Below are 19381 nucleotides of genomic sequence, written 5' to 3'. Positions count from 1 at the left end.
CGGCGGTCTCTTTGACTATAAATGAAGAGGTGAAGAGATGTCGGATGTAATCGTAAAAATGGAGGGAATTTCGAAGGCGTTTGCAGGTATCAAGGCTTTGGACAATGTGCAGATAGAACTGCGCAAGGGTGAAGTTCATGCACTGATGGGGGAAAACGGGGCCGGGAAATCAACTCTGATGAAAATTATGACAGGTGTTTACACAAAAGACGAAGGCACAATGTATCTCTTGAATGAGGATAGCGGCCGGATGGAAGAAATCGAAATGAAATCACCGCTTATGGCCCAGAAGGAGGGGCTGAGCATGGTATTTCAAGAACTAAACCTGTTGGAGAATATGAATATTGCTGAAAATATTTTTATCGGCAGAGAGCCTGTTGGAAAATCAAAGTTTATCAATAAAGAGGAACTGAATAAAAGGGCATCTCAGGAACTTGCGAAAGTAAAGCTGGATATCCGCCCGGATACTCCGGTTTCCGGCCTGAGCTGCGGGCAGATGCAGTGTGTGGAAATTGCAAAGGCATTATCCTTTCAGGCCAGAGTCGTTGTTTTTGATGAACCGACGGCAAGCCTTTCTGAAAAGGAGTCGCAGGTATTATTTCAGATCATTGAGGAATTAAAGTCACAGGGAGTATGTATTGTCTATATCTCACACAGAATGGAAGAGGTGTTTGAATTATCTGACCGGATCACTGTATTCAGGAACGGAACCTATATCGATACAGTTGAAACGAGCCGAGTAACTGAGGCTGACCTGATCAAAATGATGATCGGACATGATATTGCAGGAAAAAAAGAATGCGGAAGTGCATTTATAAATCAGGACCAGGTTATCATGGAAGTAAAAGATGTAGTGGTATACCCGGAAAGCCGCCCGGTCAGTTTTAAACTATATGAAAAGGAAATACTGGGATTTTTCGGACTTGTCGGTGCAGGGCGGACAGAACTGATGAGGAAAATATTTGGCATCGATCCGATAGGAGAAGGTGAAATTTACATAAAGAACAATAAAGTACACATTACTTCCCCAAAAGATGCGATTTCAGCAGGAATCGGACTTGTCCCGGAGGACAGGAAAGGGCTGGGACTGATACTGGGAATGAGCATCAAGGATAATATGTTGATTTCTAAACTGGGACAGCTGAAAAGCGGCTGGCTGAACCGGCGGGTATTAAAACAAATCACAGGCAGCTATATCAGTGACCTTGGGATATCTCTTCGTAATGAGGAACAGGCAGTTAAAGAATTAAGCGGGGGAAACCAGCAGAAAGTAGTAATTGCAAAATGGCTTGCCATGACTCCTGATATTTTAATTCTGGATGAGCCTACACGCGGAATTGATATCGGCGCAAAAAGTGAAATATATGCATTGATGAGGAAACTGACGGAATCCGGGAAAAGTATCATCATGATTTCCTCTGAAATTGCAGAGGTCATGCAGGTCAGCGACCGCATCATTGTCATGCATGAAGGCAATATTTCTGGGGAGATTACGGCGGAAGAGGTAACGAAGAATAATATAATGCAGGCTGCGTTTGGAGGAATAGAAAATGAATAAAACAAAGAAGATGAATTTTGGAGCATTTCGGGAACTGCTTTTAGTTGGTGTTGTACTTTTGCTGTGTGTTGTATGGACAATTATGAATTCGCAGTTTTTATCTGCCAACAATATTTCCAATATACTGCGGCAGGCATCTTATACAGCAATAGCAGCGGTTGGAATGACGATGGTTATTATTATAGGTGAGATTGACCTGTCGGCGGGATCTCTTGTATGTGCAGCAGGACTGGCCGGGGCGGTTGTTTGTAAGAATACCGGAAATGTATTTTTAGCTGTCCTTGCATCCATTGCAGTAGGGGCACTGATCGGAGCGGTCAACGGTACTTTGTGTGCCATCGGTAAGTTACCTGGCTTTATTGCCTCACTGGCAAGTATGACAGTTCTGAGGGGGCTTGCGTACATTATAACAGGAGGAAATTCAGTTGTATGGAGTAACGAAAACTTTACAATGATTGGTACAGGATATATTATGGGGATTCCTGTCCCTGTTATTATTATGGTAATCGTTATTATTTTCGGAGTGGTGCTTACGACAAAAACAAGATTTGGACGCTATATCTACTCGGTCGGGGGAAATATGGAAGCGAGCCGCTGGTCAGGGATCGCGGTTGAGAAAGTCAAAATTTTTGTTTATATGATTATGGGAATACTAACTGCCATAGCAGGCCTGATCATCACAACCCGTCTGGGTTCAGGGCAGCCGTCGGCCGGACTTAACTTTGAGATGGACTGCATAACAGCGGCGGTTGTCGGAGGAACCAGCATGGCAGGCGGACGGGGAAAAGTCATGGGGACGATTGTTGGAGTCCTGCTGCTTACCGTACTGACGAACGGGATGACGCTGGTGGGGATGAATACATACTGGCAGCAGGTTCTGAAAGGGGTTATCATCGTGATTTCCGTGCTTGCAGATACGAGGGGGAAGAGGTAGGAGAAATATGTAATTGTGATATAAGTCGTATAGAGGATACTGTATAAGGAAGTATCCTCTATACGTTTTTTAATTTTCATAGGTGACTATAAAATTTACTACACACATTGTTAATTATGAGTATTACTACATAGATTCCGGAATCTGGTCATTTGAAATCAATCCGGAGTGCTGTTTCAGCGCAGTCCTGAGTTTCGCAAGAGAAACTTTTTAAGACCCTGCGTTATACCCTGCGCTATTACGAGGCGGCCCCGGGGTAAAAGGACTATTCTTTTTTAGGCAGCCTTCCAAACCGCGGATTAGAAGGGACATGCATCTACTGTAATCATTGCCAGGCATGTCCTGCAGGGGGCTGGTTAAGTTAAATATCAAAGGTATCCAGTTGCTGCAGTTTGTTCCTTTTTTCTTTCCTTTTTTGATCATTCTGTTCGAGCAGAATAGTTACCTTCTGCGCTAGATCTTCTGTGAGGCGCAGACATTCCAGAGCATCGTCTTTATTAACCTCAACGAAGTTATCGCCGGGATATCTGGCATCAAAATAAAAGTCACCCAACCATTTCATGTCTTTCGTAGAAAGGGGCAAGTCCGGATATATTTCTTTTAGCTTATTGGTAATTGCACGGAGGTTATGAGAATGCAGTAATCCTAAAGCTTCTTCTGAAAAAGTGATTTCAAGAACTGCTTTTAAATACTTTTCTGCGGACTGTGCACAAAGGGCGGCAACACCGTTATAGTTACCAAGCTGTTCGCCGACTTGCATTCCTGCCTTGGCATAGCAGTAATCATTGTAAGCCATACCATAATATGAATTTATTTTTGTCTCCATAATATAATCCCCTCCTTTTTTATTTGAGATATGAAAAGACAATCAGATTCGCGGAAAATATTTAAATCGTAAAAAACCAAATCAATATTTTCCTGCTCAAATTCACTGCATAAATCACCACGCAGTAGTCTGTCAGGCATACCGGATGATATTACTAACAAATCAATGTCACTTTTTACGGTTTGTTCCATTCTGGCATAGCTGCCGAATAAAACAATGTATTCCAGATTGGGAATCTTTCTTACTAAATATTCAACTTTTTCTCTTATAAGATATTGTATAGAGCTGTCTAAAAAGGTCATATTTTCATCAATTTTCATATTTGTTATCCTAAATTTATTTTATAAAGTTTCCCGGGGATGAGATACTGCTTTATTATAGCATATTTTATATGGTTAAAACAATCATGTGTCAGCTGAAGATTCAGCGAAGATTCAGGCAGCAGGCTATTCGTTACTGTTCACACAATGCCGTGCACTCTGTTGCACGGCATCGGGCCAGTAAAGTGATAGTCTCAAGGTACTGCTATTTTGACCGAGTTACAGACAGTGGATTTATAAAGATTTATAAAGATAGCAATTTATATTAAGACTGCCTTAATACAGCGTGTTATAATAAAATAACATCGTGAAGGGAGTTTAAAATGATGGAACATACAAATATCATAAAAAAGACAATTGACTATATAGAGAATAATCTGGATAGCCAGTTAAATCTGGATACAATTGCGAAAGAGGCGGGATATTCTAAATTTCATCTGAACAGAATGTTTTTGGAATGTGTTGGCTGTACAATATATAAATATATTCAGATGCGCAGGCTCACTGTAGCGGCTGAAAAACTTGTTTATACGAAAAAGCCTGTAATAGATATCGCCTATGAGGCAAATTACAGTTCACAGGAATCATTCACTTTTGCATTCCGACGATTGTACGGGCATCCCCCGCAGGAGTATAGGGCGATAAACGTCTATACTCCTAAATTCCATAAATTTGAGCTGAAAGGTAATCTCGTTATGTTTTATAAGCCAGCTGTGAAATGTGAGGTGATTGCTGCATGAGTACATTACCGTATGTGATAGAAACAACAAGCAGGGGGGAAAGGAGTTATGACATCTATTCCAGACTGTTATCTGACAGAATCATCTTTTTGGGTGAAGAAGTGAACGATACAACTGCCGGTCTGATCACTGCGCAATTATTATTTTTGGAGGGGCAGGACCCCGGCAAGGATATAAGTCTTTATATTAACAGCCCGGGCGGTTCAGTGACCGCAGGGTTCGCTATATTTGATACGATGAATTATATAAAGTGTGATGTATCTACTATCTGTATCGGACTTGCAGCAAGCTTTGGTGCCTTCTTGCTGGCAGCAGGGACTCAGGGTAAACGATTCGCTTTGCCAAATGCTGAAATTATGATCCATCAGCCAGCCGTATCCGGGGGGATTCAAGGACCGGCCAGCAACATTAAGATCATGTCGGACCATATACAAAAAAATAAGCAGAGATTAAATCGACTGCTTGCAAAAAATACTGGCAGGACAATCGAAGAGATAGAGCGTGACACCGACAGGGATAATTTTATGACGGCAGAAGAAGCGAAGGCATATGGTTTAATTGATGCGGTTATTTCAAAACACGGGTAAAGAGAATAAGGTAAGTTAAAAAAGCGGGGCAGGCGGGGAGAAGTCTTTGACCACAATATCATATGTAAGATACACATTCAGCACTCAGGCGAACCCCCGGGTGCTGAATCATACATTTATGAACTGTTTTATTTTTTAAGGCAGCAGTTTATTCCCGCAATCGTTCAATGACTGTCCCATTATACAATCTTTTTAGTATTAATACAGGAGCTGTGATGCATATAATTATGATGGCTATAACTAAAACCAGATTGCTGAACAGGGGAATGGAAAATGGTATCCCGTAAATATTAAGGTTATAAAATACAGCATAGCTTGACGGGATTCCTGTGAACATGGCCAGAATCAGTGATATGCCGGCATAGCCAGCACCTTCCCCGATTATCATTTTTTGAATCTGTTTTGTTGTCATTCCAATGCTTTCTAAAATTGCTAATTCTTTAGAGCGGTTCTGGATACTTGCGGCCATCATATTTATATAATTTAATATGGCAAGTATCATAACAATGATACCAATACTGTTTCCCAGTATTTTCACCTGATTTTCAGAAACTTTCATTTCGGAATATCTCTCGAGTTTGGAATCATATGATAATGCATGATTTTCTTTTATAAGCTTTAAGATTGTATTTTCTGTCTTTATTGAGTATGATTCGTCATAATCGATCTGTAGGAGTTCTGTTATTACATTATCCATGATTTTCTCCAGATAGGAATTGCTTACGATTAACTCAGGATTATAACCGCCCGCATAATAAGCCGGGCAGTCTTTTATAACAGCACCTATTTCAATATTTTCTTCCTTGTTCGTTTCAGAATTTCCGCGCGGAGTAAAGTTCAGTTTTTTGTGGACTATATGATTGTCTATGTCTACTAAATTCATTGATATGAGAGCAATCTTTCCGTTTTTAAAATCGTCCTTGTCAAGTTTGATTCCGAATTCGCGGGTTAGCTTATCGAATTGTTGCTCATCAATCCCGACTAAGCGGCAGGTAAATAAATCGTCATCCGGGTTTTGTTTGTATGATTTCATATCATCCTCATAATTTCCGGGTGAATATCTTGACTCATATAGTTTTTTGTAGTATTCACCATACATATCTTCCTGATAGGGAACAGAGGCTGCCGCAGATTTTACGACCCGTACATCTTTTACACGGTCCAGACTCCGTATTGTTTCAATCAGGTCATCGGTGATGGCCTGATATTCATCCTCATCTAACATCGTCTGATTCAGGACGCGCAGATCATAGTCATAGCTGCTGTTTAAAATCCATTTTGCGTTATTTATGCGAATTACAACATTTACAACCAGAAATAAGGATACAGCAAGGCTGAGAGAAAGCAGGATGACCACAAACTGCTTCTTATCACGGAGCAGGTTTTGTTTGATCATAGATGTAATATTGCCGCCGCGTCTATGTATCTTTTCTTTTCCAGAAACACCTGCATATCTCATTGCTTCGACCGGGGAGCAGTCCTTCGCCATATTGGCCGGTTTATTACTGCTCACAAAGGTCGTGAGAAGCGAAAATACAGCTGCGATTATGAATACCCCGGGCGAAATCATGACTACGTCTTTTTCGCTAATAGTCGGATTAACAACATGCAGGGCCTGTGGGATAATCAGTTTTGCGATGACAGCAGAAAAAGCCAGTCCCAGAGGGATTCCTTTCAGGGAATTCCAGATAACATGCCGGTAGATCAGTGCCTTTATTTGAGCAGAGGTTGTTCCCAGAGTTTTTAACTGTCCATAATAATGAATATCTTTCGAAATGGATATATACAAGGTATTATAAATGAACAGACAGCCGCTGAAAAAAATAAGAAGCAGCAGACCGAGCAGAGCGGCAGTTACTTTACAGAAGTTAGAAATCGTATCATAGTCCGCATCTATAAATTGGGTTCTGGACAATCCGATCTTATTCTGCATCTGTATGATATCTTCTTTCGAATAAAGCGAATTCCTGAGTGATATTTTTAGCATACCCTGTGTTAAATCCGTCTGTTTAACCCCGGTCTCCTGATAAAATTCTTTAGATACAAACCCCTTTGAAGAACCCGTATAATCGGTGAACCATCCGCTGAGAATAAAATTCTTTTGTGTAACTGTATTGTCTGAAATTTCTGATAATGTCTGGTACATTAAGGGGATGGCAATACCTGTCCTGGGTGAGGAAATCCCCATATCTTTTAAAGCACTTAAAGACAGCATAATTTCATTTTCCTTTTGAGGATAAGTTCCAGTATAGGTTTCCAGTGCAGGTATGGTCTGCTTCTCCCAGCAGATATCGTCCATCCAGAACAGCCGTAGTTTATCTAACAGCCGGTCCTGATACTGAGAAACAACGGCACACTTTACATAAAGCCCGGCATAAGTTACAGTATCCATCCGGCGGATAACGGAAACCTGTTCCTCTGTGGGTTCTGACAACTCGATATCGTAATCCATGCCGGTCATTCTTGTCTGGCGCAGAGAAATTGTGTTCCAGTAGCTCAGCCCCAGAGACAGTACGGTACTGATTAGGAAAGTAGTCAGGAAGATAGCTGTGACAGTCAGCAGATTTCTTTTTTTATTTGCTTTGTAAGTTAATTTTGCAAGTTCTGATATGACTTCTCTATTTTTTACTTTTAACATAAACAGCACCACCCGTTAAAATTTTTCCGTCCTCGAGGCGGATAATCCGATCCGCCATTTGAGCAATTTCATCATTATGTGTAATCATGACAACTGTCTGGGCGAAATTAGTGCTTGATATTTTCATCAGACCTAATACATCCTGACTAGTTCGGCTGTCGAGATTTCCTGTCGGCTCGTCGGCAAGAATCATGGCAGGCTTTGCTGCCAGAGCTCTTGCCAGTGCAGTACGCTGCTGTTGGCCGCCGGATAATTGGCCTGGCATTGCGTATTTTTTCTTCTCCAGACCAAGCAGCCTCAATATGTTTGCGATATACTCCTGATCAGGTCTTATTCCGTCCAGTTTTATGGGAAGGACGATATTTTCATAGACATTCATTAGTGGCAGGAGATTATAGTTTTGAAAAACAAATCCGATTTTCCTTCTGCGGAATATGGTCAGCTCATCTTTGCTCAATTTTGAAATATCTACCCCATCTATCATGATTTCCCCGGATGTTGGAATATCCAGTCCGCCCAGCATGTGAAGCAGTGTTGACTTTCCGCTTCCGGAGGTGCCGACAATGGCGAGAAATTCCCCCTTTTGAATAGTTAAGTCAATGCCGTCCAGAGCTTTTACGGTATTTTCGCCCGTGCCATAATATTTTTTTAGATTTCTGACTGATAAGATTTCCATATATGTGTCCTCCTCGTTACGTTACAATACTTTCTGTAAAACTATCATAACAAAAGCTTCTTTCTCAATTCTTTCTAAAAAGTGACAAAAATGACACTTTTTAAATAATAGAAAAAGAAGCCGGATTAAAAATATTATGTGACTGGACGCAACAAAAAAATATGGAAAACAGTACCCTCATGCAAAGCTGATTCTAGTTTTATATATCCATTCTGCCTTGAAATCACTTCTCTTGCAAGGTAAAGGCCTATGCCAAAGCCCTGCTCACCAGATACATTGGTTCCGCGATAAAAGCGCTGGAAGATCTTTCCCTGTTCCTCTTCCGGAATACCGATCCCCTGATCCCTGACCTGAATACAAATAAAGGAATCATAAGCAGCAGAATCTATCCATACATTTGAACCGGCAGGAGAGTATTTCACTGCATTTTCAATTACATTGCCCAGAGCCTCTTCTGTCCATTTACGATCCGCAAAACATGTATATCCATGATAACTGCAAATGAGGTGGATTTTCTTTTTCAATGCAGGAAGCTCTGCCAGCTGACAGGCTTTCTTTATCATGGTATCCACATCAGTGATTTGCGGGCAAACGGAAATTAGCTCCTGTTCGGTATAAGATGTCCGGATCAATTCTTTCATAAAGAATTCTAGTTTTTCAGCATTTTTTTCTATTTTAGTAGATAGCATCAGAGACTTCTCGTCTGATACATGTTCCTTCAGTAAACCGGTATAGAGTGTTATATTTGACAGAGGGGTCCTGATCTGATGGCTGATATCAGAAATTAGGGATTTTATGATATCTCTTTCTTCCTCTGCCTGTCCTTTCTGGATACAGGAGATTTCTATTATTCGATTTAACCGTACTGTAATCGCGCTGTCCAGTGATTCATCATAACTGGTTTCCAGATTTTGACCGGCGATTGCCTGGTCCAGTTTCTGTAGAAGCACATCATACTGATTCACCATATTCCGCCTGTAAGAACGTATGATAAGTGCAGAAATAAGGAAGCAGCAAGCTAAAAGGAGTACAACTATAATGATATAAAGTCTCATCTATACACTCTCCCACATATATCCTTTTCCATAAATTGTTTTGATAAAAACAGGGTTGGACGGGTCCTCTTCAAGCTTGTCCCTTAACCTGCGTATGCCTACTGACAGTGCATTGTCTTCCACATACTCTGTTCCCTCCGGCCATACCCATTCCAGAAGCCGCTCTCTGGATAAGATCTGCTTTGGATTTGAAACCAGGAGATATAAGATTCTCTGCTCTGTCTTACTCAGTTCAAAAGAGGAACCATTTTTATAAAATTCCATCGACTCAAATCGGAATAAAAAGGTTGGATCCCTGTATTCCTTTGGGCATTCTGCCCCATTTCTTCTGAGAAGTGCCCGTATCCTTGCACGCAGGACCATTAAACTGAAGGGTTTTGTAATATAATCATCTGCCCCGCTCTCCAGCCCCTTCACAATATCCAGTTCCATATCTTTTGCCGTTAACAAAGCAATCGGGAACTTCACATATTTTCGTATTTCACGGCAGAAATCCAGACCGCTGCCGTCCGGAAGACAGATATCGAGAATCAGCAAATCAAAAACGTTGTTTTTCAGAGATTCTCTTGCTTCTGCTATGTCTCGGCAGACTATAAATTCTAACTCTTCGCTTTGAAGTGATAGTACAATACCCTCTGATAAATCATCGTCATCCTCTAAAATCATAACAGATTTTCTGTTTTTTTGTAACATAACCCCACCTCGCTGTCTTAACTATGTTTACAAAACAAAAAGTTACTGCCTTTTCAAAGCCTCATATGCATGTCTTGTAAAGCGGTGATACTGCAATCCGAATTCTTCCTGTTCCAAATAATAAACGTAAGGGTCAATCTCAGGATCGAGGAAGAATACACCCCATTCGTGTTCATCTACTTTTTCGACAGCTACATCATCGGAGAATGCCTTAAATACATTCACGATATCATCCACGGAGTTCCCCGGCTTAAATATTTCATCCAGAAAAGCCTTTAAAAACGGGCTGCCTGCTGTGTTTTCATGAATATATTTTACGCCCGAGGAAGGGACATGGATACAATAGCGGCCTTTTTCTCCGGTTTCTTTTATAGTCAGTGCACCCAGCTCGGGCCCAGTGGATTTGCAAAATTCTACAATCGCATCCGGAAGGTTTCCCGGGGCAGCAGGGAGCAGCTCGAGGAGAGATTCCAGCGGGTAATACAGATTCATATCCTCTTCGCGATAGCCGATTTTTATCTCACATTCTTTTATGTTATCGATGATATTTCTCTTTAAATCCATCATGTATACTCCTGTTCTTTCATTTGATTGTGTACCATCATGTATATAGTCTTTTTCTAATATTATTATCATAACATTAGAAAATCTATTGCTCAATGTATTTCTTGTGTTTAGAGTATGCTTGACAACTATCATGCATTGAAAAAACTGGAGCAGGGCAAGGCGTATTTGCAATTCATTATTCAGTAGCACTATTGACAGCGTTAAGCGAGGTAAAAGAGAAAAATGGCTTTGAGTAAACACAGTTGTAGAAAATAATCCGGAAAATGCGGAAAAATACGTCAAATGTAATAAAATTCCAGATTTTTCATGAAACTAATTGACAATACAAAAAATGCAGACTATACTTGCACTAAATTCAAACCGGCCGGGTCATACAAAAATTGTGGGCTGGATAACGGCGGGCAGAGAATTCATATAACACGTGAACAAGGGCGTTTACTTCTTTTGAGGTAAGCGCCCTTTGTGTATGCCTGTTTTTCAGGGAAAGAGAGGAGAATTATGATGAAGAGAAAGATAATCAGCACAATGATCGCGGCAGCAATGGCGGCCGTACTGGCGGCAGGATGCGGCAGTTCGAAAGCAGCAGGGACTTCTGCCGGGGTGAAGGATTCTTCAAAAACTACAGCAGAACAATCGTCAGAAGGAGCATCAAAAAAGGTATTGAGAGTGGGTATGGAATGTGCGTATGCTCCTTTTAACTGGACCCAGGAAACAGACGAGGTCGCTAATGATGATAAAGCGGTTCCGATATATGGCACAAATTATTACGCATACGGCTATGATGTCATGATGGCTAAGAAGATTGCCGATGGACTTGGATGGGATCTGGAAGTACATAAGGTTGAATGGGATTCTATTGGTATGGGGCTGGACTCGAAGGAGTATGACTGCATCATAGCCGGTATGGGAAAGACGAACGAGAGGGAGCAGGCCTACGATTTTACGGAACCCTATTATTACAGAGATATTTGCATTACAGTCAAAAAGGGCAGCGGGCTGGAGGATATCAAGAAGCTGTCGGATTTCAAAGGAAAGGATATTACCGTGACAACACAGCTTGGTACGGCATGGGTAGATCTGCTGGACCAGATACCTGATGTACAGCTTGGAGCAAATTATGCAACGACGGCGGAATGCTTTATGGCTGTTTCAAACGGTGCAGCGGATGCCTGTGTGATTGATCTGCCGACTTCCCAGTCGGCTGCACTGACAAACGATGACCTGGTACTGCTTGATCTGGATGAGAGAGACACGATTGAAGACCCTACGGGTTCAACCAACGTATGTATTGCAGTACGCAAAGGGGATACGGAACTGAAAGACAGCATTCAGGGGGTAATGGATCAGATTTCATGGAATGATAAAGCAAAAATGGATGAGATGATGGGCGAAGCAATCAAACTACAGCCTGCGGCTAATTAAGTATTTGGGGCAGGATGCTTCTGCCCCCGCATAAAGGAGGGATAAAATATGGGTTCAGGAATCTTGCTTTCGGCGAATCCCGGGAGTTCCTTGGAATGGATGATTTTTCTGGCGCAGAAGTATTCCGGCTTGTTTATAGAGGGGACGCTCAATACCCTGTATGTGGCAGTGACAGGGACGATTGCAGGTTTCCTGCTGGGATATCTGATAGGAATCATTGAAGACATAAAACTGAATAAGGAAGATCACATCTTTAAAAAAGTATTTATTTGGATTCTGAAGGGAATCTCATGGATTTATGTAGAGTTGTTCCGCGGAACGCCGATGATTGTACAGGGGATGATCCTGTATTACGGGCTTTTGCAGGCAGATGTGAAAATCGCATCTGTTACCGCAGGTATTTTAGTTACGGTTTTGAATACGGGGGCCTATATGTCTGAAACTGTCCGGGCGGGGATTAAGTCTGTCGAGGGCGGACAGCGGGAGGGGGCTCTGGCTCTGGGAATGTCGCCTATGAAGGCAATGTTTCAGGTAATCCTCCCACAGGCATTTAAAAACATAATTCCAGAAATGGCTAATATGTTTTTAACTAATTTAAAGATGACATCTGTGCTGAATGTAATCGGCGTATCAGAGCTCTTTATGATGGCGAAAACCGCGGGAGGAACGTATTACAAATATTTTGAGTCATATCTGGTGATTGCCCTTATCTATCTGGTGCTCTGCTTCATCTTTAACCGGCTGTTTATCCTGCTTGAGAAAGCAACGGCAGGAAAGAAGGATTATGTACTGGCAGTGGAATACATGGAAAATCAATAGCGGGGAGTATCTGAAAAATAGAAGAGGAGGCAGCTATGAGCAGGGAATATATAATCAGTATCGAAGAACTGAGCAAGTCCTTCGGAAACCATGAAGTTTTGAGAAAGATTGATTTTTCGGTGGAGAGGGGGGAAGTGATTTGTATTGTAGGGTCTTCCGGGTCCGGGAAATCTACGCTCCTGCGGTGTATCAACCGGCTGGAGCACCAGACATCAGGGAAGGTCCTTTACCACGGCAGGGAAGTGCGGGATGTCCAGAAGGAAGTGAACGAATACCGCTCCAAAGTCGGGATGGTATTCCAATCCTTCAATTTGTTTAATAACATGAGCGTTCTTCAGAATTGTATGGCAGGGACGAGAAAGGTCCTGCACCTGTCCAGACAGGAGGCGTTTGCACGGGCAATCGAACATTTGAAACAGGTGGGGATGGCACCGTTTATCAATGCTTACCCATCACAGCTTTCCGGCGGCCAGAAACAGAGGGTAGCCATCGCCAGGGCATTATGCATGAATCCGGAGGTCCTGCTTTTTGATGAACCGACCAGTGCACTGGATCCCGAGATGGTAGGGGATGTATTAAATGTCATGAAAGAACTGGCGCTGACGGGACTGACGATGATCATTGTGACACATGAAATGGGATTTGCCAGAGATGTATCCACACGGACCATCTTTATGGATAAGGGATATATCGCTGAAGATGACACACCTGCCCGGCTGTTCACGAATCCAAAGAATCCAAGGACAAGAGAGTTTTTAAGCCGGTTTATGGCAGGGTAAGGAGAAGGAGAGGGTGAGATGGAACAATTTGTAGTGACATTTGCCAGAGGATTCGGCAGCGGCGGGAAGGAGATCGCCTCCAGACTCGCGGCAGATCTCGGGATTCATTGTTACGAGAACAGAATCCTGACACTTGCGTCCCAGATGAGCGGACTGGACGAAAATGTATTTACCGAGGTGAATGAGAGGATACGGTCAACCGGCGGTTTCTCAGGCTTCCTGAGGGGGCTCCCGAGATCCAGGCAGTATATTACGAGGAATGATGAATTTGTATCGGATGATACGCTGTTTGAATATCAGAAGAAGATCATCAGGGACCTTGCGGATACAGAATCGTGTGTTATCGTAGGAAAATGTGCAGACTGGGTTCTCAGAGGCAGGGAGAATGTAGTGAGCATCTATATAGAAGCACCACGGGATTTTTGCATTAAGCGGACGGTGGAACATATGAAGGTAACAGAGGAAACTGCAAATGCGACGATTGAGCATACCGACAAGTACCGTGCGGATTATTATAAATATTATACAAGGGGAAATGACTGGAACAATCCGGTTAATTATGATATGACTCTGAACAGCGAAAAGGCGGGTATCGATAATTGCGTACAGATCATTGAGTCTTATTTAAAAATCAAACAGTTGATTTAAGAAGAAGCCGTTTAAAAATATGTAGATTGAAAGGGAGGAGAAACAAAATGAGATTAAAGGATACGGGGCTGACGGAGCAGGATATCAAGAATAAAGTGAAGAAATATATGATTGAAACATATGACAGATTTGATTTTGTGGCAGAGACTGCGAAGGATATGTATATGTACGGAACAGACGGGACTGCTTATCTGGATTTTTATGCGGGAATCGCGGTAAACAGTACAGGAAACTGTAATAAAAGGGTGGTTGACGCTGTCAGGGACCAATGCAAAGACCTGATGCAGACATTCAACTATCCATATTCCATCCCGCAGGCATTGCTCGCGGAGAAAATCTGTACGACAATCGGCATGGACAAAGTATTCTTTGAGAATTCAGGCGCCGAGGCAAATGAGGCGATGATCAAGATGGCAAGGAAGTTCGGAGTTGAAAAATACGGGCCGCACAAATATAATATCGTGACTGCCAGAAATTCCTTTCACGGGAGGACATTCGGGGCAATGAGTGCCACAGGGCAGCCGGATAATGCCTGCCAGATCGGTTTTGGCGAAATGACTCCCGGCTTTTCCTATGCAGAATATAATAATCTGGCATCATTCCGGGAGGCCGTAAACGACCATACGATTGCTGTCATGATAGAGCCGGTCCAGGGGGAAGGCGGCGTTCATCCCGCCACACAGGAGTTTATGCATGGCCTTAAGAAGCTGTGTGATGAGAAGGGGCTGCTCCTGCTGCTGGATGAGGTGCAGACTGGATGGTGCAGAACGGGAAGCGTTATGAGTTACATGAATTATGGAATCAAGCCTGATATTGTTTCAATGGCAAAAGCACTGGGCGGCGGGATGCCGGTCGGAGCCATCTGTGCAAAGGCAAAAGTAGCCAAGGCTTTTACAAAAGGCTCCCACGGAAGTACCTTCGGGGGACATCCGGTCTGTTGTGCCGCGGCACTCGCAGAGATAAACGAACTGCTTGACCGCCACTGTGCCGAGAATGCCAAGAAAATGGGGGATTATTTCTCCGGCCTTCTGGAAACACTCCCGCATGTCCGGGAAGTCCGCCATCAGGGGCTATTTGTAGGAGTAGAGTTCGAGGACGGCGTGAGAGGGGAAGATGTGAAACACGAGTGTTTTGAACGGAAGCTGCTGATTACGGCAATCGGCTCCAGTATCATCCGTATGGTCCCCCCACTGATTGTGACAGAAGAGGAATGCGATAAAGCATTCGGAATTATATACGATGCGGTGATGGCTCTGACGGGACAGGAGGTACAGGCATCGTAGGATGCGGATTATAATTCCCTGCCCCGATTTGTCTTAAAACTCAAATGTTTATCTGGTAACAACACCAAGCTCGGCCAGTTTTTCAACCGTATCTTCATAGGAGGTAAAAAGTATACCGTGGAGGCCGAGTTTTTTTGCATCCTCAACATTTTCAAAATAATCGTCTATAAATACTGCTTCGTCCGGCTCAATTCCGTAGCGTTCCATTAAAGTCCTGTAAATAGCGGGTTCCGGCTTTACCATCTTCTCCCTGAAGGACAGAATGCCGCCGTCAGTATACTTTAAAAAATTTAACTCGTCCTGTGTCTGGTTGTACATATGTTCTGCATAATTAGAGAGGACATAGACGTTCAGCCCTTCCTTCTTCAGTGCACATATCCACGGGATGGCGTATTCAAACTGATGAATACATCTCCCAATAGAAGCGAATACGCTTTCGATTTCTGACTGATATTCAGGAGCATTTTTGATAAAAAGGGCTAACATTTCTTCCGTGGAATATGTTCCGCGGTCGAATTCGTTCCATTCAGGACTCAGGAACATGGCCGTGCTTATGGCCTCTTTTGTTTCTTGTGAATATGGAAAGGTGTCCAGGGCAGCCCTCCAATTATAATCAACCAATACATTGCCGATATCAAAGATAATTGTTTTTATCATATTGTCCTCCTGCAAATAGAATATATAGATTTACTTATTCATTGTATCATTCAACGTATATACAGGCAAATTATTTTTTCATCTTGACTTTGTAAAGAAGAATTATAGTTACTGTTCACACCGTGCCGTGCACCCTGCTGCACGGCATCGGGCCAATAAAGTGATGGTCTCAGGGCATCTGCTTCTCGCCGAAGGCGACTTGAAATAAGCAGATGCCGTTACTGTGCACGCCCGCAGGGTGTGAACAGTAACGAATTATAAATGGCTTTCCAGAGTGTTGACAAAATGATATCAAAATGATATCATTTGAATATAAACAAAGAGGGATATTGGTCTTGATTTGAAAGGAAGGCACTATTATGACTGAAAAGATTCTGGGTACTAAAAAGAATGGTATGCTTGTATTGGTTGTCACGACACTGCTCTACATGGCAGCTGTGGCAGGATGTATTGCTGGGGGATTTATCATGGACGATAAGGGCTCGCCAGTACTGCTGATTGTCAGTATAGTCTGGCTTGTTATCGGATGGGTTCCGTTTTGCGGACTGCGGGTCCTTAAACCCCAGGAGGCACTGGTATTGACACTTTTTGGTAAGTATGTGGGTACGTTAAAGGAAGACGGCTTCTATTTTGTAAATCCTTTCTGCACAAGTGTTAACCCGGCAGCAAAGACGAAGCTGAACCAGAGCGGGGATGTGGACGGAGGAGCACGTAAAACCTTGTCCCTTACTATGAAGAATGATATTCCGGCGGCGGAGGCACCCAGTAAGAAGATTTCTCTTAAAATTATGACACTGAATAATAATCGGCAGAAGATTAATGACTGCCTCGGCAACCCGATTGAAATCGGCATTGCAGTCATGTGGCGGGTGACGGATACGGCCAAGGCTGTATTCAACGTGGATAATTATAAGGAATATCTCTCACTGCAGTGTGACAGTGCGCTTCGGAATATCGTAAGGATCTACCCATACGACGTGGCACCTAACATAGATACTACAGGTGACGGGGTTGCGGACGAGGGCAGTCTGCGTGGCTCCAGTGAAGTAGTTGCATCAAGGATCCGGGATGAGATCCAGCAGAAGGTAACGGAAGCAGGATTAGAGATCATTGAGGCACGCATTACCTATTTGGCTTATGCGCAGGAGATTGCAGCCGTTATGCTCCAGAGGCAGCAGGCTTCAGCTATCATTGACGCAAGGAAGATGATCGTAGACGGGGCAGTGGGCATGGTAGAGATGGCCCTTGACCGTCTGAATGAGAAAGAGATTGTGGAACTGGATGAGGAAAGAAAAGCGGCTATGGTTTCCAATCTGCTTGTAGTGTTGTGTGGAAGTCACGACACACAGCCTATCGTTAATACAGGAAGCCTATACTAAGTATGACAGAGTCAAGAAAAAAACAGGTTCCCCTGAGGCTTTCCGAAAAATTGTACAATGCCATTGCCGCATGGGCCGAAGACGATTTCCGCTCTGTGAACGGACAAATTGAGTATCTCCTGACAGAATGTGTACGGCAGAGAAAGAAAGATGGGAAATATGTTTCAGAGCATTTGGATGAACCTCCGGAACTGGATATAAAATAAGAAAACAGGAAATATAAAAGGTGCGGTTTTTCGCACCTTTTATATTTCCTTATTCAATTACAACAGCATATCCATCCTCAATTTCAGAAGATGTTGTCTTCCGTCCATGTTCTTTTGCAAATTTTTCAACATTCATCTTCTGATGCGGTTCTGTAACAAGAATTTTAACAGGTTCTTTAGTGCCTTTTATAGCTTCCGCCGTCAGCATCAGGGGCTCCGGGCAGGAAAGACCTCTTGCATCTACTTCCTTCATAACAAATACCTTCTTTCATAAAATAAGATTATGCTTTCTCGCGCTTATTTGTAAAGGCGATGATAAAACATGCAGCAATGCATATGATCAGTGCCACTTTTCCATTGAACGGTACAGCACCTGCGACGATTTCCTGTGTTTCTGCGTTCATGGATGTTCCGCTGGCTGCCAGCCCAAAGTTGTGGCAGAGTGCTGCTCCGACGAACATTCCGATTACAGTTACCGCGGAGTCGGATGATCCCTGTCCTGCCAGTATCAGCTGTCTTAGCGGGCACCCTCCTGCCAGGACTGCGGCAAAGCCTACCGCATACATTCCAAGTATGTTCCATAAATGTTCGGAATGTGCAATGATTCCGGGCGTATTGAATCCAAATACAAATCTTCCTGTTGCAATGTTGAAGATCAGCATGACGACAAACAGTCCGCCGATTACAGTCAGCAGGTCAAAGTTTCTCATCAGAATCACGTCACGGATTCCGCCGGCGAAGCACATTCTTGATTTCTGTGCCATTGCTCCGAAAATCAGTCCGCCGACCAGGGACATGATGATTGGGGCGTGAAGGCTTCCCGGGCCAGTCTCGCTTGCTTTCAGCAGAGTGGTTGCTGTGGCAAGGATCAGGATTCCCAGCATCAGTGCCGGAAGCACCCCGCCGCTCATTTTGTTTGTAAGATGGGCTCTGCCAAGGCTGAACCCTTTTTTCAGGGCAAAGACTCCTGTAGCGATACCCAGAATAAAGCCAATCAGTGCTACCCATGCGTTCAGATCGCCTGCGGACATCCTGATAATCATACGCAGCGGGCACCCTAAAAATACAAGGGAACCGATCATGATAACCATACCCAGAATAAAACGGATCATCGGTGATGAGCCCGCTGTGGAACGATATTCCTTCGTAGCCACCGAAATAATAAATGCACCTAATACAAGCCCGATTATTTCCGGTCTTGCATACTGGACAACCTCAGCCTGATGCATGCCAAGCGCTCCCGCCGTATCACGAATAAAGCAGGCGATACAGAACGCCATGTTTGCAGGATTGCCAAAATACGCCAGACAAGCCGCAACAAGTCCGCATACCACACCTGCAATTGCCAGTTTCTTTTTTGAATCTGAAAAATTCATCTCTCTTCCTCCTCGGATGTGTTTGATAATTCACGCACAATGCCCCTGCTCCCCAGGCAGCAGCATATATTGTACATGAATTAGCAAGTACACCCACAGTAATTTCCACATATATCCAGTATATCGTTCATTTTTATGAGAGTCTAATTGAAAACTTACATGTTCAAAGGATCTTATAGAAAAATCCTATAATCCGCGTAAAAAATTAAGAAAACCTA

At 43.1% G+C, this 19381-nt stretch carries 21 protein-coding genes; 11 read left to right on the top strand and 10 right to left on the bottom strand.

Features of this window, described 5'->3' with window-relative positions; all coding sequences use genetic code 11:
- Nucleotides 1–37: 37 nt before the first annotated feature.
- Entirely contained in the window at nucleotides 38–1558 is a 1521-nt protein-coding gene (locus A8806_RS13625; protein WP_181368716.1) for a sugar ABC transporter ATP-binding protein, read from the top strand.
- Nucleotides 1551–2492: an ABC transporter permease gene (locus tag A8806_RS13620; RefSeq protein ID WP_109731757.1), complete on the top strand. Its 942-nt coding sequence runs from the start codon at nucleotides 1551–1553 to the stop codon at nucleotides 2490–2492. Before A8806_RS13625 ends, A8806_RS13620 begins: the two co-directional genes overlap by 8 nt.
- A 361-nt stretch (nucleotides 2493–2853) precedes the next feature.
- On the opposite strand, the gene A8806_RS13615 is transcribed toward A8806_RS13620, so the two are convergent.
- Nucleotides 2854–3318 (bottom strand): HEPN domain-containing protein, encoded by a 465-nt coding sequence (locus A8806_RS13615; RefSeq protein WP_109731756.1) that lies wholly within the window; start codon nucleotides 3316–3318, stop codon nucleotides 2854–2856.
- Entirely contained in the window at nucleotides 3303–3638 is a 336-nt protein-coding gene (locus tag A8806_RS13610; RefSeq protein WP_112132950.1) for a nucleotidyltransferase family protein, read from the bottom strand. Before A8806_RS13610 ends, A8806_RS13615 begins: the two co-directional genes overlap by 16 nt.
- A gap of 323 nt (nucleotides 3639–3961) precedes the next feature.
- On the opposite strand from A8806_RS13610, the gene A8806_RS13605 reads away from it, so the two are divergent.
- Nucleotides 3962–4378 carry a helix-turn-helix domain-containing protein gene (locus A8806_RS13605; protein WP_242996082.1) on the top strand — a complete coding sequence of 139 codons (417 nt, stop codon included), beginning with the start codon at nucleotides 3962–3964 and terminating at the stop codon, nucleotides 4376–4378.
- Entirely contained in the window at nucleotides 4375–4965 is a 591-nt protein-coding gene (locus tag A8806_RS13600; RefSeq protein ID WP_109731755.1) for an ATP-dependent Clp protease proteolytic subunit, read from the top strand. The genes A8806_RS13605 and A8806_RS13600 overlap by 4 nt, the downstream gene beginning before the upstream one ends.
- Nucleotides 4966–5113: 148 nt before the next feature.
- Here the strand turns inward: A8806_RS13600 and A8806_RS13595 are convergent, their stop codons facing one another.
- The 5 genes from A8806_RS13595 to A8806_RS13575 all read right to left on the bottom strand — a co-directional run bounded on the left by A8806_RS13595 (nucleotide 5114) and on the right by A8806_RS13575 (nucleotide 10594).
- On the bottom strand, nucleotides 5114–7603 hold the full coding sequence (locus A8806_RS13595) for an ABC transporter permease (RefSeq protein WP_109731754.1): 2490 nt from the start codon (nucleotides 7601–7603) through the stop codon (nucleotides 5114–5116).
- Nucleotides 7584–8279: an ABC transporter ATP-binding protein gene (locus A8806_RS13590; protein ID WP_109731753.1), complete on the bottom strand. Its 696-nt coding sequence runs from the start codon at nucleotides 8277–8279 to the stop codon at nucleotides 7584–7586. Before A8806_RS13590 ends, A8806_RS13595 begins: the two co-directional genes overlap by 20 nt.
- Nucleotides 8280–8413: 134 nt before the next feature.
- Entirely contained in the window at nucleotides 8414–9334 is a 921-nt protein-coding gene (locus A8806_RS13585) for a sensor histidine kinase (RefSeq protein WP_109731752.1), read from the bottom strand.
- Nucleotides 9335–10027, bottom strand: coding sequence for a response regulator transcription factor (locus A8806_RS13580; protein ID WP_109731751.1), 693 nt, complete (start codon nucleotides 10025–10027; stop codon nucleotides 9335–9337).
- A 42-nt stretch (nucleotides 10028–10069) separates the two neighbouring features.
- Nucleotides 10070–10594, bottom strand: a complete 525-nt coding sequence (locus A8806_RS13575) for a DUF3877 family protein (protein ID WP_181368715.1) — start codon at nucleotides 10592–10594, stop codon at nucleotides 10070–10072.
- Nucleotides 10595–11092: 498 nt separating this feature from the next.
- Here A8806_RS13575 and A8806_RS13570 point away from each other — a divergent pair, with 498 nt between their 5' ends.
- Genes A8806_RS13570 through A8806_RS13550 form a run of 5 tightly spaced genes read left to right on the top strand, consistent with a single transcriptional unit; the run spans nucleotide 11093 to nucleotide 15545 of the window.
- A complete protein-coding gene (locus A8806_RS13570) occupies nucleotides 11093–12016 on the top strand; it encodes a transporter substrate-binding domain-containing protein (RefSeq protein WP_109731749.1) in 924 nt (307 codons plus the stop codon).
- A 48-nt stretch (nucleotides 12017–12064) separates the two neighbouring features.
- Nucleotides 12065–12835 (top strand): amino acid ABC transporter permease, encoded by a 771-nt coding sequence (locus A8806_RS13565; protein WP_109731748.1) that lies wholly within the window; start codon nucleotides 12065–12067, stop codon nucleotides 12833–12835.
- A gap of 35 nt (nucleotides 12836–12870) precedes the next feature.
- Nucleotides 12871–13614: an amino acid ABC transporter ATP-binding protein gene (locus tag A8806_RS13560; RefSeq protein ID WP_109731747.1), complete on the top strand. Its 744-nt coding sequence runs from the start codon at nucleotides 12871–12873 to the stop codon at nucleotides 13612–13614.
- Nucleotides 13615–13632: 18 nt separating this feature from the next.
- Nucleotides 13633–14262 (top strand): cytidylate kinase-like family protein, encoded by a 630-nt coding sequence (locus tag A8806_RS13555; RefSeq protein ID WP_109731746.1) that lies wholly within the window; start codon nucleotides 13633–13635, stop codon nucleotides 14260–14262.
- Between the two features lie 47 nt (nucleotides 14263–14309).
- On the top strand, nucleotides 14310–15545 hold the full coding sequence (locus tag A8806_RS13550; protein ID WP_109731745.1) for an aspartate aminotransferase family protein: 1236 nt from the start codon (nucleotides 14310–14312) through the stop codon (nucleotides 15543–15545).
- A 48-nt stretch (nucleotides 15546–15593) separates the two neighbouring features.
- Here the strand turns inward: A8806_RS13550 and A8806_RS13545 are convergent, their stop codons facing one another.
- Entirely contained in the window at nucleotides 15594–16202 is a 609-nt protein-coding gene (locus A8806_RS13545) for an HAD family hydrolase (protein ID WP_109731744.1), read from the bottom strand.
- 359 nt (nucleotides 16203–16561) lie between these two features.
- Here A8806_RS13545 and A8806_RS13540 point away from each other — a divergent pair, with 359 nt between their 5' ends.
- Entirely contained in the window at nucleotides 16562–17581 is a 1020-nt protein-coding gene (locus A8806_RS13540; protein WP_109731743.1) for an SPFH domain-containing protein, read from the top strand.
- Nucleotides 17582–17583: 2 nt separating this feature from the next.
- The gene (locus A8806_RS13535; RefSeq protein ID WP_109731742.1) at nucleotides 17584–17787 is read left to right on the top strand and encodes a type II toxin-antitoxin system antitoxin; all 204 of its coding nucleotides are present in this window, start codon (nucleotides 17584–17586) and stop codon (nucleotides 17785–17787) included.
- 49 nt (nucleotides 17788–17836) lie between these two features.
- On the opposite strand, the gene A8806_RS13530 is transcribed toward A8806_RS13535, so the two are convergent.
- Together A8806_RS13530 and yedE are read right to left on the bottom strand one after the other, a co-directional pair.
- Entirely contained in the window at nucleotides 17837–18040 is a 204-nt protein-coding gene (locus tag A8806_RS13530; RefSeq protein ID WP_109731741.1) for a sulfurtransferase TusA family protein, read from the bottom strand.
- Nucleotides 18041–18068: 28 nt separating this feature from the next.
- The gene (yedE, locus tag A8806_RS13525; protein ID WP_109731740.1) at nucleotides 18069–19163 is read right to left on the bottom strand and encodes a YedE family putative selenium transporter; all 1095 of its coding nucleotides are present in this window, start codon (nucleotides 19161–19163) and stop codon (nucleotides 18069–18071) included.
- Nucleotides 19164–19381 lie beyond the last annotated feature (218 nt).

This window comes from Faecalicatena orotica, assembly GCF_003149245.1.
Classification (GTDB): domain Bacteria; phylum Bacillota; class Clostridia; order Lachnospirales; family Lachnospiraceae; genus Faecalicatena_A; species Faecalicatena_A orotica.
The sequence above is the reverse complement of the archived record's forward strand: the minus strand, read 5'-3'. Positions and strand labels throughout refer to the sequence as shown.

What these genes read in the sequence shown, in the direction of transcription:
- A8806_RS13625 (WP_181368716.1), top strand. Translation starts at nt 38, where the DNA reads ATGTCGGATGTAATCGTAAAAATGGAGGGAATTTCGAAGGCGTTTGCA.
- A8806_RS13620 (WP_109731757.1), top strand. Translation starts at nt 1,551, where the DNA reads ATGAATAAAACAAAGAAGATGAATTTTGGAGCATTTCGGGAACTGCTT.
- A8806_RS13615 (WP_109731756.1), bottom strand. Translation starts at nt 3,318, where the DNA reads ATGGAGACAAAAATAAATTCATATTATGGTATGGCTTACAATGATTAC.
- A8806_RS13610 (WP_112132950.1), bottom strand. Translation starts at nt 3,638, where the DNA reads ATGAAAATTGATGAAAATATGACCTTTTTAGACAGCTCTATACAATAT.
- A8806_RS13605 (WP_242996082.1), top strand. Translation starts at nt 3,962, where the DNA reads ATGATGGAACATACAAATATCATAAAAAAGACAATTGACTATATAGAG.
- A8806_RS13600 (WP_109731755.1), top strand. Translation starts at nt 4,375, where the DNA reads ATGAGTACATTACCGTATGTGATAGAAACAACAAGCAGGGGGGAAAGG.
- A8806_RS13595 (WP_109731754.1), bottom strand. Translation starts at nt 7,603, where the DNA reads ATGTTAAAAGTAAAAAATAGAGAAGTCATATCAGAACTTGCAAAATTA.
- A8806_RS13590 (WP_109731753.1), bottom strand. Translation starts at nt 8,279, where the DNA reads ATGGAAATCTTATCAGTCAGAAATCTAAAAAAATATTATGGCACGGGC.
- A8806_RS13585 (WP_109731752.1), bottom strand. Translation starts at nt 9,334, where the DNA reads ATGAGACTTTATATCATTATAGTTGTACTCCTTTTAGCTTGCTGCTTC.
- A8806_RS13580 (WP_109731751.1), bottom strand. Translation starts at nt 10,027, where the DNA reads ATGTTACAAAAAAACAGAAAATCTGTTATGATTTTAGAGGATGACGAT.
- A8806_RS13575 (WP_181368715.1), bottom strand. Translation starts at nt 10,594, where the DNA reads ATGATGGATTTAAAGAGAAATATCATCGATAACATAAAAGAATGTGAG.
- A8806_RS13570 (WP_109731749.1), top strand. Translation starts at nt 11,093, where the DNA reads ATGATGAAGAGAAAGATAATCAGCACAATGATCGCGGCAGCAATGGCG.
- A8806_RS13565 (WP_109731748.1), top strand. Translation starts at nt 12,065, where the DNA reads ATGGGTTCAGGAATCTTGCTTTCGGCGAATCCCGGGAGTTCCTTGGAA.
- A8806_RS13560 (WP_109731747.1), top strand. Translation starts at nt 12,871, where the DNA reads ATGAGCAGGGAATATATAATCAGTATCGAAGAACTGAGCAAGTCCTTC.
- A8806_RS13555 (WP_109731746.1), top strand. Translation starts at nt 13,633, where the DNA reads ATGGAACAATTTGTAGTGACATTTGCCAGAGGATTCGGCAGCGGCGGG.
- A8806_RS13550 (WP_109731745.1), top strand. Translation starts at nt 14,310, where the DNA reads ATGAGATTAAAGGATACGGGGCTGACGGAGCAGGATATCAAGAATAAA.
- A8806_RS13545 (WP_109731744.1), bottom strand. Translation starts at nt 16,202, where the DNA reads ATGATAAAAACAATTATCTTTGATATCGGCAATGTATTGGTTGATTAT.
- A8806_RS13540 (WP_109731743.1), top strand. Translation starts at nt 16,562, where the DNA reads ATGACTGAAAAGATTCTGGGTACTAAAAAGAATGGTATGCTTGTATTG.
- A8806_RS13535 (WP_109731742.1), top strand. Translation starts at nt 17,584, where the DNA reads ATGACAGAGTCAAGAAAAAAACAGGTTCCCCTGAGGCTTTCCGAAAAA.
- A8806_RS13530 (WP_109731741.1), bottom strand. Translation starts at nt 18,040, where the DNA reads ATGAAGGAAGTAGATGCAAGAGGTCTTTCCTGCCCGGAGCCCCTGATG.
- yedE (WP_109731740.1), bottom strand. Translation starts at nt 19,163, where the DNA reads ATGAATTTTTCAGATTCAAAAAAGAAACTGGCAATTGCAGGTGTGGTA.